Annotated in this window: 12 protein-coding genes; 9 read left to right on the top strand and 3 right to left on the bottom strand. The window is 69.0% G+C overall.

The features are described 5' to 3' along the window. Positions 1-41: 41 nt before the first annotated feature. From CQ034_RS10960 to CQ034_RS10945, 4 genes are read left to right on the top strand one after another with little or no spacing between them, the layout of a single operon-like run. Positions 42-1,517: a DUF2252 domain-containing protein gene (locus CQ034_RS10960; protein ID WP_105711063.1), complete on the top strand. Its 1,476-nt coding sequence runs from the start codon at positions 42-44 to the stop codon at positions 1,515-1,517. Then, the gene (locus CQ034_RS10955) at positions 1,514-2,239 is read left to right on the top strand and encodes an ion channel (RefSeq protein WP_105711062.1); all 726 of its coding nucleotides are present in this window, start codon (positions 1,514-1,516) and stop codon (positions 2,237-2,239) included. The genes CQ034_RS10960 and CQ034_RS10955 overlap by 4 nt, the downstream gene beginning before the upstream one ends. Further along, positions 2,236-3,849 carry an MFS transporter gene (locus CQ034_RS10950; protein ID WP_105711061.1) on the top strand — a complete coding sequence of 538 codons (1,614 nt, stop codon included), beginning with the start codon at positions 2,236-2,238 and terminating at the stop codon, positions 3,847-3,849. The genes CQ034_RS10955 and CQ034_RS10950 overlap by 4 nt, the downstream gene beginning before the upstream one ends. Positions 3,850-3,893: 44 nt before the next feature. Further along, positions 3,894-6,488, top strand: a complete 2,595-nt coding sequence (locus tag CQ034_RS10945; RefSeq protein WP_105711060.1) for a glycoside hydrolase family 78 protein — start codon at positions 3,894-3,896, stop codon at positions 6,486-6,488. Positions 6,489-6,575: 87 nt separating this feature from the next. Here the strand turns inward: CQ034_RS10945 and CQ034_RS10940 are convergent, their stop codons facing one another. The 3 genes from CQ034_RS10940 to CQ034_RS10935 all read right to left on the bottom strand — a co-directional run bounded on the left by CQ034_RS10940 (position 6,576) and on the right by CQ034_RS10935 (position 8,422). Then, complete coding sequence (locus CQ034_RS10940) at positions 6,576-6,959, bottom strand: helix-turn-helix domain-containing protein (protein WP_105711059.1); 384 nt, start codon at positions 6,957-6,959, stop codon at positions 6,576-6,578. Beyond that, the gene (locus CQ034_RS19435) at positions 6,956-7,297 is read right to left on the bottom strand and encodes a type II toxin-antitoxin system RelE/ParE family toxin (RefSeq protein WP_146114834.1); all 342 of its coding nucleotides are present in this window, start codon (positions 7,295-7,297) and stop codon (positions 6,956-6,958) included. Before CQ034_RS19435 ends, CQ034_RS10940 begins: the two co-directional genes overlap by 4 nt. 117 nt (positions 7,298-7,414) lie before the next feature. After that, positions 7,415-8,422: a LacI family DNA-binding transcriptional regulator gene (locus CQ034_RS10935; RefSeq protein WP_181156286.1), complete on the bottom strand. Its 1,008-nt coding sequence runs from the start codon at positions 8,420-8,422 to the stop codon at positions 7,415-7,417. A gap of 142 nt (positions 8,423-8,564) precedes the next feature. On the opposite strand from CQ034_RS10935, the gene CQ034_RS10930 reads away from it, so the two are divergent. From CQ034_RS10930 to CQ034_RS10910, 5 genes are all read left to right on the top strand, one after another. After that, positions 8,565-8,963, top strand: coding sequence for an L-rhamnose mutarotase (locus CQ034_RS10930; protein ID WP_105711058.1), 399 nt, complete (start codon positions 8,565-8,567; stop codon positions 8,961-8,963). Further along, positions 8,960-10,126 (top strand): L-rhamnose isomerase, encoded by a 1,167-nt coding sequence (rhaI, locus tag CQ034_RS10925; RefSeq protein ID WP_105711057.1) that lies wholly within the window; start codon positions 8,960-8,962, stop codon positions 10,124-10,126. Before CQ034_RS10930 ends, rhaI begins: the two co-directional genes overlap by 4 nt. A gap of 45 nt (positions 10,127-10,171) precedes the next feature. Beyond that, on the top strand, positions 10,172-11,581 hold the full coding sequence (locus CQ034_RS10920) for a hypothetical protein (protein WP_105711056.1): 1,410 nt from the start codon (positions 10,172-10,174) through the stop codon (positions 11,579-11,581). Positions 11,582-11,615: 34 nt separating this feature from the next. Beyond that, positions 11,616-12,377 (top strand): DeoR/GlpR family DNA-binding transcription regulator, encoded by a 762-nt coding sequence (locus CQ034_RS10915; RefSeq protein ID WP_105711055.1) that lies wholly within the window; start codon positions 11,616-11,618, stop codon positions 12,375-12,377. A 94-nt stretch (positions 12,378-12,471) separates the two neighbouring features. Beyond that, complete coding sequence (locus CQ034_RS10910) at positions 12,472-14,508, top strand: bifunctional aldolase/short-chain dehydrogenase (RefSeq protein WP_105711054.1); 2,037 nt, start codon at positions 12,472-12,474, stop codon at positions 14,506-14,508. Positions 14,509-14,612: the final 104 nt, after the last annotated feature.

Genomic DNA, 14,612 nt, shown 5'->3' with positions numbered 1-14,612 from the left:
CCCGGATCCCGCGCCGTCATCAGACGGGTGCGAGGTGCGACATGGCCGGTGACCGAAACGCCGACGGGCGCGACGACTTCGCGGCGCCGGATGCGGTCGCGCCGGAGTTCGTCCTCAGACGCAACCGGGGACGCGACGCGCGCACCCGCGCACCCCGCTCGCAGCAGGGGCCGTGGCTTCCGGGCGCGGATCGCCCCGACCCGGTCGCGCTGCTCGAGGGGCAGGCCACGACCCGCGATCTCGACATCGTGCCCCTACGATACGAGCGGATGTCCGCCTCGCCGTTCGCCTTCTTCCGGGGGTCCGCGTTGCTCATGGCGTCGGACCTCGCCACCGCCGCGCACACCGGCATCACCGTGCAGCTGTGCGGCGACGCGCATCTGTCGAACTTCGGCCTGTTCGGCACCCCGGAGCGTCGACTGATCTTCGACATGAACGATTTCGACGAGACGTTCCCGGGGCCGTTCGAGTGGGATCTCAAACGGCTGGCGACGAGCTTCGCGGTGGCCGGGCGGCAGCGCGGCTTCTCGACGGAGGAGATCGACGCCTGCGTCCGCGCATCGATCGTCGGGTACCGGAAGGCGATGCGGCGGGCCGCCGATGCCCACGTCCTCGACGCCTGGTACGACCGGTTCGACGCCGACGGCGCACGCCGTCGAATCCGGGCGGAGCGCGACCGCGGAAGAGCCGAGGACGAGACCGTCGCGCGGCTCGATGCCGCCATCAAGAAGGCGCGCAAGCGCGACCGGATGAGATCGTTCGCGAAACTCGTGCACGTGCAGGACGGACAGCTGCGGATCATCCCGAACCCACCACTGGTGACGCCGGTCGAAGATCTCCTTCCCGGAGCCGTTCAGGATCTCGACGAGGTCGGCATCATGCGAGATCTCCTCGCGGCGTATCAGCACACGCTGCCGGGCGACCGGCATCCGATCTCCGAGTACCGCTACCGACACATGGCCAGGACGGTCGGCGGGATCGGCAGCGTCGGCACGCGGGCATGGGTGATCCTGCTCAGCGGGAGGGATGACAGCGACCCGCTGCTTCTACAGGCCAAGACCGCACAGCCGTCGGTGCTCGAACGCTTCCTCGGTCCCGGCGCTCATGAGACCGAGGGCGAGCGCGTCGTGCGCGGGCAACGGCTCATGCAGGCAGCCAGTGACCTCTTCCTCGGCTGGCAGCAGGCGACCGGCGCCGAGGGCGTCACGCGGGACTTCTACGTGCGCCAGCTCCACGACTGGAAGGGCGGAATCGATCCGGAGACGATGACCCCGAGAGGGGCTGCGCTCTACGCGCGCATCTGCGGCGAGACCCTCGCACGGGCGCATGCTCGGGGCGGGGATCGCCTCGAGATCGCCGGCTACCTCGGCCGGGGCCGGGCGTTCGAGGACGCCATCTGCGCCTTCGCCGACTCCTACGCCGATCAGAACGAGGAGGACTATGCGGCATTCCTCGCCGCCCGCGCGTCCGGACGACTGCCGACCACGGCCACCGCCACCGGGGAGCCCGGACGGTGAGCGCCTCCGCACGGACAGCGAGATCCCGCGTCGAGCAACGGCGCCCCGATCTGCTCTTCAGCGGGGCATCCGGGTATGCGGTCGTCGCCGCCCTGGTCGTCGTGTCGTATGCGCTGTGCGCCGCGCAGCGTGGCCCCAACCCGAGCCCGTGGGCCTTCCTGGTGACCCTCATGACGGTCGCCGTGGTCTTCCGGGTCACCGCCGCGCCCCGCATGGTGCAGCACGTGGCGTGGGTGATCCTGTCGGCCGCCGGGGTGGCCACGATCGTGGCGACGCTCCTCGGCGCGAGCGGGCACATCCTCGACATCGCGTTCTCCGCGGCGACGATGATCGCGCTGCTCGCATCCCCCGTCGCTATCATCGGGGACCAGGTGAAGCGCCGCGGGCTCAATGCCGAGGCCCTGCTGGCGGCCGTCACGGCCTACGTGCTGGTCGGCCTGTTCTTCACCTTCGTCTTCAATCTGCTCTCCCTCGTCTCCCCCGAGCCGATGTTCGGCGGCCCCGACGACGACTCCCTCGCCAACCAGCTCTTCTTCTCGTTCACGACGCTCACGACCACCGGCTACGGCAACCTCGTCCCCGCAAATGCGACGTCGCAGGCGGTCGCGGTCGCGGAGGCGATCACCGGTCAGTTGTTCCTCATCACGGCGGTCGCGCGCATCATGCGCGGCGCCGGCGCGATCGCCGCCACCCCTGCTGCACCGTCGAAGGAGTCGTCATGAAGAAGTGGGGCGTCATCGCCGTCCTCGGGTCCGCGCAGTTCGTGATGGTGCTCGACGGCACCGTGATGAACGTCTCGATCTCGACCGTGGTCACCGACCTCGACACCACCGTCGCCGCGATGCAGGGCGCCATCACCTTCTACACGCTCACGATGGCCGCGTTCATGCTGCTGGGGGCGAAGCTCGGCGATGTGTGGGGGCGCCGCAGAGCGTTCGTGATCGGGTCGTGCGTCTACGGAGTGGGATCGCTGATCACGGCACTGAGTCCGAACGTGCAGTTCCTGTTCCTCGGTTGGTCGATCGTCGAAGGACTCGGTGCCGTGCTCGTCATCCCGGCGATCGCGGCGCTCGTCGCGGACAACTATGTCGGTCGCGAGCGGATCACCGCCTTCGCGATCATCGGCGCCGTCTCCGGCGCGGCCGTCGCAGCCGGACCCCTGATCGGTGGATTCGTGACGACGTACCTCGACTGGCGCTATGTCTTCGTTGCTGAGGTCTTCATCATGATCGGCGTCGTGCTGTGCGCACGGATCGTCACGGATCCGACCCCGAGGCAGAGTGTGCGCATCGACATCCTCAGCGTCGCGCTGTCGTCCGTCGGACTCGTCACGGTCGTGTTCGGGATGCTGCAGAGCAAGACCTGGGGGTGGGTCCTGCCGCTCAACCCTCCCGAGATCGGCGGAGTCTCCGTCGCTCCGCTCGGCATCTCCCCCGCCGCCTGGCTCATCGTGCTCGGGCTCGTGCTGCTCGCGCTGTTCCTCTCCCGGCAGCGGAGCCTCGAGCGCGCGGGACGGGCGCCCCTCGTGCACGTGGGGATGTTCTCGATCACCGCCCTCCGCAGCGGACTGTCGGTGCTCGGCGCGCAGTACACCGTGACGGCCGGCCTGTTCTTCATGGTGCCGGTGTACCTGCAGATGACGCTCGGTCTCGACGCATTGGAGACCGGCATCCGGATCTTCCCGCTGTCGATCGCCCTCGTGCTGTTCTCCATCGTCGGCACCCGGCTCTCGCGCATGCTGTCGCCGCGGACGATCGTGCGGATCGGTCAACTGGTGCTCGTCGTCAGCGCGCTCATCCTGCTCGGTTCCGCCACCAGCGATCTGCGCAGCGGATTCTTCGCCACCGGGATGTTCCTCGCCGGCGTCGCGCTCGGGTTGCTCGCCTCGCAGCTCGGCAACGTGAACATGTCGAGTGTGACCGAGAAGGAGACGAGCGAGGTCGGAGGCCTCCAGGGCGTGTTCCAGAACCTCGGCTCATCGCTGGGAACAGCGCTCATCGGCTCGATCCTCATCGGCGCACTGTCGACGTCGTTCGCGTCGGGGGTCGCGGCGAGCGATCTGCCCGACGCCACGAAGACGACCGTGGCGACCGCGACAGAGCACGGCGTCACGATCGTCCCCGCCGCGGACGTCGCCGCCATCGCCGAGGACGCGGGTCTGAGCGACGCGGATGCCGACACCCTAGCGACCGTCTATCGCGACTCGCAGCTGTCGTCGCTGCGCATCGCGTTCTTCGGGCTGATCCTGATCAGCCTCCTCTCGCTCCTCTTCTCGAAGGGGATACCGAGCGCGAAGGACGTGCATCGGCCCCGCCGGGAGACCGCGGCCTGAGGCCTGGGCGGCCGCGAGGGGGGCCATCCGCAAGGATGAACACCATGACGACCGTCTCCGCGCCGCGCATCGAACACCACCGAGAACCACTCGGCATCGGCGAATCGCGCCCGCGACTGAGCTGGACGCTCAGCGACGCTCCCGCCGACTGGAAACAGCAGTCCTATGCGGTGACCGTTGTCCACGCCGACGACGACGAGACCGTCGAGGTCGCCTCCTCCGAGCAGGTGCTGGTCCCCTGGCCGGGCCGCGCGCTGGAGTCCCGCGAACGCGTCGCCGTACGCGTTTCGGTGCAGGGTGCCGACGGCGGCTGGTCTGATCCGAGCCCGGAGACGTGGCTGGAGACGGGTCTGCTGCACCCGGAGGACTGGTCCGCGCGGCCGGTCGGGCTGGAGCTCGACGAGAACCCGGAGAGCGATGCCCGCCGGGCGACGCTGGTGCGGCGGGGATTCCGTGTCGACGGCGAGATCGCCCGCGCGCGGCTGTACGCCACCGCGCACGGCCTCTACGACGCCGAGATCAACGGCATCCGCGTCGGCTCCGACACCCTCTCCCCGGGCTGGACGGTCTATCGCGAGCGACTCCGCTACTACACGTACGACGTGACGGACCTGCTGCGCAACGGCGAGAACGCGCTCGGAGCCTGGCTCGGCGACGGCTGGTACCGAGGTCGACTCGGTTGGCGGGGCGGTCGCCGCAACATCTTCGGCGGGGACCTGTCGTTCCTCGGCCAGCTGGAGATCACCTACACCGACGGAACACGTCAGACCCTCTCGACGGACGACGCCTGGAAGGGCGCGCCCTCCCCCATCCTCCGTTCCGGCATCTACGACGGGGAGGACCACGACGCGCGACAGGAGGTGCCGGCCTGGTCGACCGCCGCCTTCGATGACGGTGTCTGGATGCCGGTCACCGTGCGCGATCGCGACCCGCGCACGCTCGTGGCGCCGACCGGACCGCCCGTCCGAGTGACCGAAGACGTCGCGCCCCTCGCCGTGCTCACCTCACCGCGCGGGGCACGCATCCTCGACTTCGGTCAGAACCTGGTCGGACGGGTGCGTATCCGCGTCACGGGGCCGCGGGGTTCGACCGTCACGCTCCGCACATCCGAGGTGCTGCAGGAGGGCGAGATCTACACGCGTCCTCTGCGCAGCGCCCGCTCCACCGACCACTACACGCTGGCCGGGCGCCCCGACGGTGAGGAGTGGGAGCCGCGCTTCACGTTCCACGGCTTCCGCTACGTCGAGATCGACGGCTGGCCGGGCGACCTCGATGCGGATGCCGCCGCCGGCGCGCTCACCGCGCGCGTGCTGCACACCGACCTCGAGCGCACCGGCTGGTTCGCCTGCTCGGACCCGCTGGTCGAGCAGCTGCACCGCAACGTCGTCTGGGGCATGCGGGGTAACTTCCTCGACATCCCGACCGACTGTCCGCAGCGCGACGAGCGCGTGGGGTGGACGGGCGACATCCAGGTGTTCGGCCCGACCGCGTCGACACTGTTCGACGTCTCGGGGATACTCTCCGGCTGGCTCCGCGATGTGGAGGCGGACCAGTTGCCCGACGGCACCGTCCCCTGGTTCGTCCCCGTCGTCCCCACACACAAGGTGTGGGATCCGATCCGGCCCGGCGCCGCCTGGGGTGATGTCGCGACGCTGCTGCCCTGGACGCTCCATCAGCGGTTCGGCGACGTCGGCGTGCTCGCCGCCCAGTTCGAGAGTGCCCGGCGATGGGTCGACAAGATCGAATCGGTCGCCGGCCCCGACCGGCTGTGGAACGAGGGCTTCCAGCTGGGCGATTGGCTCGACCCCGCAGCTCCTCCGCAGGATCCGGGCGCGGGGCGTACGGACCGCTACCTGGTGGCGACCGCCTATTTCGCGCGATCGGCGCGCGCCGTCGCCGACATGGCTCGCGTGCTCGACCGCTCAGCGGAGGCGGACCGGTACGCCGCTCTCGCCGCGGAGGTCGCGGCAGCCTTCCGTGCCGCGTATGTGAAGCCCGACGGCACGATGACCTCGGATGCGCAGACCGCGTACGCCCTCGCGATCGCGTTCGATCTGCTCCCTGACCCTGCCCAGCGCGCGAAAGCGGGTGACCGTCTCGCCGAACTCGTCCATGCCGACGGCAACCGCATCGCGACGGGCTTCGTCGGCACTCCCCTCGTCTGCGACGCCCTCACCCTCACCGGCCACGTCGACACCGCGTACGACCTACTGCTCGAGAAGGACTGCCCGTCATGGTTGTATCAGGTCGTGCACGGCGCGACGACGATCTGGGAGAGGTGGGATGCCCTGCTTCCGGACGGCACCGTCAACCCGGGGAGCATGACCTCGTTCAATCACTACGCGCTGGGAGCGGTCGCCGACTGGCTGCACCGCAGTGTCGCCGGGCTCGCCCCCGCCGACCCCGGCTACCGACGCATCCGGTTCGCGCCCCGACCAGGGGGCGGGCTGACTCATGCGTCGGCGACTCAGCTCACCCCGTACGGCGAGGCGTCGATCTCGTGGCGCATCGAGCAGGACGAGCTGAAGGTCGACCTCGTCGTTCCCGTCGGAGCGACCGCAGAACTCGACCTTCCGGGCCAGGACACGGAGAAGCTCGGGCACGGAGCACATACGCGCTCGGTGCCGCTGTCGGGGTGACCGCCGGTCGCCGACAGGCGGGTCAGCCGGCGGTCGACTGCCGCACGATCAGCTCGGGGCGGAACCGCACCCGGCGCTCATACCTGCTCAGGCGGTCGAGCTGGCGAGCCGCTTCACGTGATTCTCCGGATTATGCTTGCGGATCACCGAACCGGCTGAGTCAGCGTTCTTCACGATCGTGCCCTGCCGCTTGACCTGCACTTCGATCACGCCGGCGCGAGCCAACCGCTGGAGGGACTCCAGAGAGGGGGTGACGTCGCCGCGCTCCAGACGGGCGACGTGGGGCTGCTTCCAGCCGAGCCGGCGCGCAAACTCCGTCTGCGACAGGCGGTGCTCCTCACGGTAGCGAACGACAGCGACGCTGACGTCGTCGGCGAGCTTGGTGCGGGCCGCTTCGGCGGCGTACTCCGGATCCGATGCTCGGCGAGCATCGCGGACAGCCTGGTGGTCCTGAAGGTCCGACAAGTTCATGATGGTCCCTTCGTCACGGTGATCTGGTTGAGTCTTCTCACGGCGTCCTCGCAGGCCCTCTTGAAGCCTTTGGGGTTGCTCTCGGCTTCCGGTCCGTACGCCCCTATGACGAAGGTGTCGCCGATTTGCCGGTAGAACGCCCGCACAGGGCTTCGTCCAGCGCGGGGACGGAGTTCTCGGAGTTTCTGAGTGTTCTTGACATCGCTGGTATGCGGATATCCGAGGCTGGCCCCCACGACGCGGAGCTTTGCCACGGCGTTATCGATGGCGACGGCCTCTCGGGCGTTCAAAGCCGAATACTCCGAGGTCGCCTCTGGATGATCGACAACTTTCCACACACTCGAAGTATAACACGGACGTTATAGGTTCGATCATTGTTGACGATGTTCGCGAGGTAGCAGGAGCACGTGCGCGATCCACTCCCCAGTCGGCTGACCGCCGGGGCTGCCTGAAGGTCAGCCGGCGGTCGACTGCCGCACGATCAGCTCGGGGCGGAACCGCACCCGGCGCTCATACTCGCCGTCGGGATCACTGATCGACCGCAGCAGGAGCTCGACCGCCGTTCGCCCGATCAGCTGGGCAGGCTGGCGCACCGACGTCAACGGCACGACGGTGGCCGTCGCGAAGTCGATGTCGTCATAGCCGACCAGTGCGATGTCATCCGGCACTCGCAGCGAGTGGAACATCGTCAGGGCCTGGAGCAGGCCCACCGCGAGCAGATCGTTCGCGGCGAAGATCGCGTCCGGTCGATCCACCTCCCGGCGCGCGGCGATCTCCTCGCCGGCCGCGCGCCCATGCAGCACTGTGAGCGCCGGCATCCGGAGCACTTCGAGCGTCGCGTCGGGCACCTCGTCGACGGCGCGCTGCGCACCCCGGAGGCGGTTCATCACCTGCGCGATCGACTCCGGTCCCCCCACGAATGCCAGACGTCGCCGTCCGATCCGCAGCAGATGCTGCGCGGCCAGGAAGCCACCCTCGTCGTCGTCGACCGACACCGAGCAGAACACCGCTCCAGGCGCCTCGTGGTCGACGAGCACCACGGGCGTGCCCGCCGCCTGCACACGCAGCAGCTTGTCGATGTCGTCGGATGCCGGTGTGATGAGCACCCCGTTGACGCGCTGCTCGCGGAAGAGGTCGAGGTAGTTGTCCTCCCGCGAGGGGCTCTCATCGCTGTTGCCGAGCAGCACGGCGAGCGCGTCTTCGTCCGCGCGCGCCTCGGCGCCACGGGCGACGTCGGCGAAGAACGGGTTGCCCGCGTCGGGCACGACCAGGCCGATGCTCCGGCTGCGACCGGCACGGAGTTGACGGGCGGCGTCGTTGCGCACGAAGCCGAGTTCGGCGATCACTGCTTGCACCCGCTCGACCGTCGTCGCCGCGACCTTGTCCGGCTGGTTCAGGACGTTCGACACCGTACCGACCGACACACCTGCCGCCGCTGCGACGTCGCGCACACTCACTGCCACTGCTGCTCCTCGTCGCTTCGGATGCTGTGCGAGAGTGTACGGCAATCGTTCGAGCCACCCTCCGCTTGACGGGTGTCATCGGCTCGTCCTACGATGATGATTGAAACGATTCAGAAACTACGTCACTCGGCAGAGGAGCCCCATGACGCGCGTCGCCTTCCAGCTCCAGATCCGTGCCGAGCTGCTCGACGAGTACCTCGCACGGCATTCCCCGGTGTGGCCGGAGATGCTCGCCGAGATCGCCGCCGCCGGACGCCGCAACTACACGCTGTTCCTCGGCGACCACGGCACGCTCATCGGCTACTACGAGACCGATGACGATGCCGCCGCTCAGGCGTACCTCTCGGCTTCTCCGGTCGCTGCGCGTTGGGAGGCCGAGATGAGCCGGTTCTTCCACGGCCTCGACGGTCGGCCCGACCAGGCCGCCACTGCGCTCACCGAGGTCTTCCACCTCGAAGACCAGCTCGCCGCCGCCGGCGGGCACGCAGCATCCGACGACGACTCCAGATCCGGCAACGACTCAGAAAGCAGTGCATCGTGAGCATCCTCTCCCCCGACCACCTCGCAACCCTCGAGAAGCAGGGCATCGAGCTGCCCAGCTGGGCGTTCGGCAACTCCGGCACCCGGTTCAAGGTGTTCGGCGCCCCCGGCACCCCGCGCGACCCGTTCGAGAAGATCGCCGATGCGGCGCAGGTCCACAAGTACACCGCTCTCGCCCCCTCGGTCGCACTGCACATCCCGTGGGACCTCGTCGACTCGTACGACGATCTGCGCAAGCACGCCGAAGACCTGGGCGTCACGCTCGGCACCATCAACTCGAACACCTTCCAGGACGACGACTACAAGTTCGGCGCCCTCACGCACGAAGACGCAGGTGTCCGCCAGAAGGCCATCGACCACCACCTCGCCTGCATCGACGTGATGGACGCCACCGGCAGCCGTGACCTCAAGATCTGGCTGGCCGAGGGCTCGAACTACCCGGGCCAGGCAGACCTCCGCGGCCGGCAGGACCGGCTGCAGGAGTCGCTGCAGAAGATCTACGCGCGCCTCGGCGACGACCAGCGCCTCGTGCTCGAGTACAAGTTCTTCGAGCCGGCGTTCTACCACACCGACGTTCCCGACTGGGGCACGTCCTACGCCCAGGTCAGCGCCCTCGGCGAGAAGGCCATGGTCTGCCTCGACACCGGTCACCACGCCCCCGGAACCAACATCGAGTTCATCGTGATGCAGCTGCTGCGCCTCGGCAAGCTCGGCTCGTTCGACTTCAACTCGCGCTTCTACGCCGACGACGACCTGATCGTCGGCGCGGCCGATCCGTTCCAGCTGTTCCGCATCCTGTTCGAGGTGATCCGCGGTGGTGGCCTCAACAATCCCGACGTGGCATTCATGCTCGACCAGTGCCACAACGTCGAGGACAAGATCCCCGGCCAGATCCGCTCCGTGCTCAACGTGCAGGAGATGACCGCCCGCGCGCTGCTCGTCGACCACGATGCGCTCACCGCCGCGCAGAAGTCGGGCGACGTGCTCGCCGCGAACGCCGTCTTCATGGATGCGTTCTACACCGACGTGCGCCCGGCGCTGGCCGAATGGCGCGAGTCGCGCGGTCTGGCCGCCGACCCGATGGCCGCCTACGCCGCATCCGGCTACCAGCAGAAGATCGCTGCCGACCGCGTGGGTGGCGTGCAGGCCGGCTGGGGCGCCTGACCGCAACCCATCGACAGCGGGGGGCCCGGGGCGTACCTTCAAGACATGCCGGCCCTTCGCAGGTCACGCGTGCGTCGGTCGCTCCCCCTGGTGGGAGCGACCGCAGCGCTCGGCGTGATCATCGCGTCGGGCGCCTCGTCTGCTGCTGCCGCACCGGGGTCGCCTGGCGTCATGGCAGCGCCGACCGTGGTGCTGTACGAGGGATTCGAGGGCCCCGTTCCTCCGGCGACACCGGAGTTCGTGCAGACGATCGCGGACTACGACGACGGTGTCGCCCCACCGGTACCGGGATACGTCGGACGCGGCGGCGAGCGCTACAGCGCCGAGCCCGCATGGAACGGGCAGTTCTGCAACGGGCTCATCGTCGCCGGGGATGACGTCTCGACCGTTCCCACCGCCTCCCAGGCGGCGGACTGCCTGCAGGACGGCTGGAATCAGTCGCGCAGCCTCGCGAGGACCCTGGGATCCTGGGCCGCCGACCCCGACTACCCGTATCCGTCCGTGCCCCGCGCCGAGCCCACCGCGAATCACGCGGTGAGTTCCTACACCCAGGGAGACTCGCCCGCCGGAGTGATGGCCGCGACCGCGGTGCCGGTGATCGCCGGGCACTACTACACCGCGACGGTCGATGTGGCCCAGGCGAACTGCTGGACCACGAACCCCGTCGACCTGGCGGTGCAGCTCGACGACGGCGTTTCCCCTCCGGTCGCCGCCTTTCCCGGACCGATCGCCGCGTGCGACCTGCCCGTCCACCAGATCAACGGGAACAACGTGGGCACCTTCCGAGGATTCACGTCGCTGCTGGCGCAGTCGCCGAGCGTCGAGGTCGCGCTGCTCAACAACCTGGGTGGGGGCGGTGGCGACGACAACGCCTTCGACAATCTCGCCCTCATCGACACGACTCCGCAACTCGATGCGGTGATCGCGGCTCCCCCGAGCGGCGACTCCTACGCCTCCGACCAGCCGGCCCGATTCCTTCTCACCGTCACCAACACGCACCTCGCGGGATCGCCGGCGGTGCCCAGCGGCGCGAAGCCGGAATGGAGCTTCGACCTCGCTCTGCCCGCCGGTCTCGTTCCCGCCGAGAGCCCGGCCATCGAAACGGATTGCCCGAACGGCGCGCTCGACGTGACGTCGGCGGGCATCGTCGGTCGCGGGAGCCTCGGACCGACGGACGTCTCGTGCTCGCTCGCGCTGGACCTCGTCTCGTCCGGAGGCGAGTACGTCCTCGATCCGGCCGCATACGAACTCACCGGGCTCCTCGCGCCCGCAGCGACATCGGCTCGCTTCGCCTTCGCGCCCGGGCCGCCCGAACCGTCGCCGGGGAGCGGCCCGGTTCTGGCGGACAGCGGGTCCGACCCCCTCCCGGTGCTGCTCACCGGCGTGCTCGCGGTGGTGCTCGGAGGCGTCCTCATCCAGCTCTCCGTCGCGGCACGTCGACGACGCACCCGATAGCGTCGGACTCGGGCGCACCGGATAGATTCCTCCCATGGCTCTTTCCGGCAATCTCGAAGCGCAGCGCCGCAGAGACGAACTCGTCGAACTCGCGAACGGCCCCCAGGGCGTCATGATCGAGGCGGCCGCCGACCTCTTCTCCGTGTCGTCGATGACGATCCGGCGCGACCTGCTCGAGCTCGAGGCCGAGGGGCGCGTGCGTCGCGTGCGCGGCGGGGCGACCGCGGCTCCGCGAGCCCGCCCGTTCGATGCGCGGCGGGCCATCCGGGCGAGCGCGAAGCGGACGATCGCCGAGAAGGCGCTCCGGCTCGTCCCAGAACAGGGCAGCATCGCGCTCGACGCCTCCTCGACGGTCAACATGCTGGCCTCGATCATCGGCCCGAGAACCGGACTCACCGTGTACACGAACTCGTTCGAGTCATTCCAGCTCCTGCAACCACTCGACGGCGTCACGGCGGTGATCTCCGGCGGGACCGCCGAGCCGACCACGGGCAGCCTCGTCGGACCGATCGCGCGCCGGAGCATGCGGTCGGTGTACTTCGACATCTTCTTCTCGTCGGCGGATGCCCTCGACAGCGCGGACGGCACCTCGGAGGTGTCTGTCGACGAGGCGGAGCTGAAGCAGGCGATGGCCGCGAACGCCGGCACCACCGTGGTGTGCGTCGACTCCAGCAAGCTCGAGCGCCGCTCCGTGGCGCGGGCGCTGGAACGGGAGGAGATCTCGGTGCTCATCACGGAACTCGACCCGGGAGACGAGCGGTTGAGCCCCTTCCGGCAGACCGCCGACATCCTCTGAGCGCTTCCGGTAAACGTGGTTTCATGTTATCTTTCACATGAAGTAACAGCATGAGTGCACATGGTCGTGTGCATCGCCCCTGTCTTGGAGAGTCATGACGAACCCCACCGCCGCCGCCCTGATAGCCCGGTCGAACCGCCTCGGCGCCGACCCGAAGAACACGAACTACGCCGGCGGGAACACCTCCGCCAAGGGCACCGAGACCGACCCCGTGACGGGGCAGCCGGTCGAGCTGATGTGGGTCAAGGGCTCCGGCGGCGACCTGGGCACTCTGAAGGAGAGCGGCCTCGCCGTGCTGCGCCTCGACCGCATGCGCGCGCTGGTCGACGTGTACCCCGGCCTCGATCGTGAAGACGAGATGGTCGCCGCGTTCGACTACTGCCTGCACGGCAAGGGCGGAGCGGCTCCCTCGATCGACACCGCCATGCACGGGCTCGTGGATGCTGCGCACGTCGACCACCTCCACCCCGACTCGGGCATCGCGATCGCCACGGCCGCCGACGGCGAGGCGCTGACGGCGACCATCTTCGGCGACAAGGTCGTGTGGGTTCCCTGGCGTCGCCCCGGCTTCCAGCTCGGTCTCGACATCGCCGCGATCAAGGCCCAGAATCCGCAGGCGATCGGCACGATCCTCGGCGGCCACGGCATCACCGCCTGGGGCGACACCTCGGAGGAGGCCGAGGCGAACTCGCTGTGGATCATCGACACCGCCGCCGAGTACATCGCCGCACATGGCAAGGACCAGCCGTTCGGCGGCGTCCGCGCCGGATTCGAGGCCCTGGCCGCGGACGAGCGCCGGGAGCGTGCAGCCGCCCTCGCCGGGACCGTCCGCGGCATCGCATCGACTGACAAGCCGATGGTCGGACACTTCACCGACGCCGACGTGGTCCTCGACTTCCTGGCATCCGAGAAGGCGCCCGAGCTGGCCGCCCTCGGCACCAGCTGCCCCGATCACTTCCTCCGCACCAAGGTCAAGCCGCTGATCCTCGACCTGCCGGCCACGGCTTCCGCAGAGGAGCAGATCGCCCGTCTGCACGAGCTGCACGACCAGTACCGCGCCGACTACCAGGCCTACTACGACGCGCACGCCACCGCCGAGTCGCCCGCGATCCGCGGAGCCGACCCGCTCATCGTGCTGATCCCCGGTGTGGGCATGTTCTCGTACGGCGCGAACAAGCAGACCGCCCGGGTCGCTGGCGAGTTCTACGTCAATGCGATCAACGTGATGCGCGGCGCCGAGGCGCTGTCGACCTACGCGCCGATCTCGGATGCCGAGAAGTTCCGCATCGAGTACTGGGCGCTGGAAGAGGCCAAGCTGCAGCGCCTGCCGAAGCCGAAGACGCACCAGGGCCGTATCGCATTCGTCACCGGTGCCGCCTCCGGCATCGGCAAGGCCATCGCCACCCGTCTCGCCGCCGAGGGCGCCTGCGTCGTGATCGCCGACCTCGACCTCGAGAAGGCCCAGGCCGCCGCCGCGGAACTCGGGAACACGGATGTCGCGATCGGTGTCGCCGCGAACGTCGCGGATGCCGATGCCGTGCAGGCCGCGCTGAACGAGGCGGTGCTCGCGTTCGGCGGCGTCGACCTCGTCGTGAACAACGCCGGGCTCTCGCTCTCGAAGCCGCTCCTGGAGACCACGGAGAAGGACTGGGATCTGCAGCACGACGTCATGGCCAAGGGCTCGTTCCTCGTGTCGAAGGCCGCCGCGCGCGTGCTCATCGACCAGAAGCTCGGCGGCGACATCATCTACATCTCCTCGAAGAACTCGGTCTTCGCCGGCCCGAACAACATCGCCTACTCGGCGACCAAGGCCGACCAGGCCCACCAGGTGCGCCTGCTCGCGGTCGAGCTCGGCGAGTTCGGCATCCGCGTGAACGGCATCAACCCCGACGGTGTCGTGCGCGGCTCCGGCATCTTCGCCTCGGGCTGGGGCGCCAACCGCGCAGCGACCTACGGTGTCGCCGAAGAGGACCTCGGCCAGTACTACGCCAACCGCACGATCCTCAAGCGCGAGGTCGTCCCCGAGAACGTCGCTGACGCGGTCTACGTGCTCACGGGCCCCGAGCTCAGCCGCACCACGGGCCTGCACATCCCCGTCGACTCCGGCGTCGCCGCGGCGTTCCTGCGATGACTCCCGCCCGTCGAGTGCGCGGCTTCGCGCCGAAGGCACGACCTGTTCACGTCTCCCAGCCGTGCACTCGGGCGGATGCCGTGCACTCGACGAACGGAGAACCC

Origin of the sequence: Microbacterium sp. MYb45, assembly GCF_002979655.1 — a bacterium.
Classification (GTDB): domain Bacteria; phylum Actinomycetota; class Actinomycetes; order Actinomycetales; family Microbacteriaceae; genus Microbacterium.
Note: the sequence above shows the minus strand (reverse complement) of the source record. Positions and strands in the feature narration are given on the sequence as shown.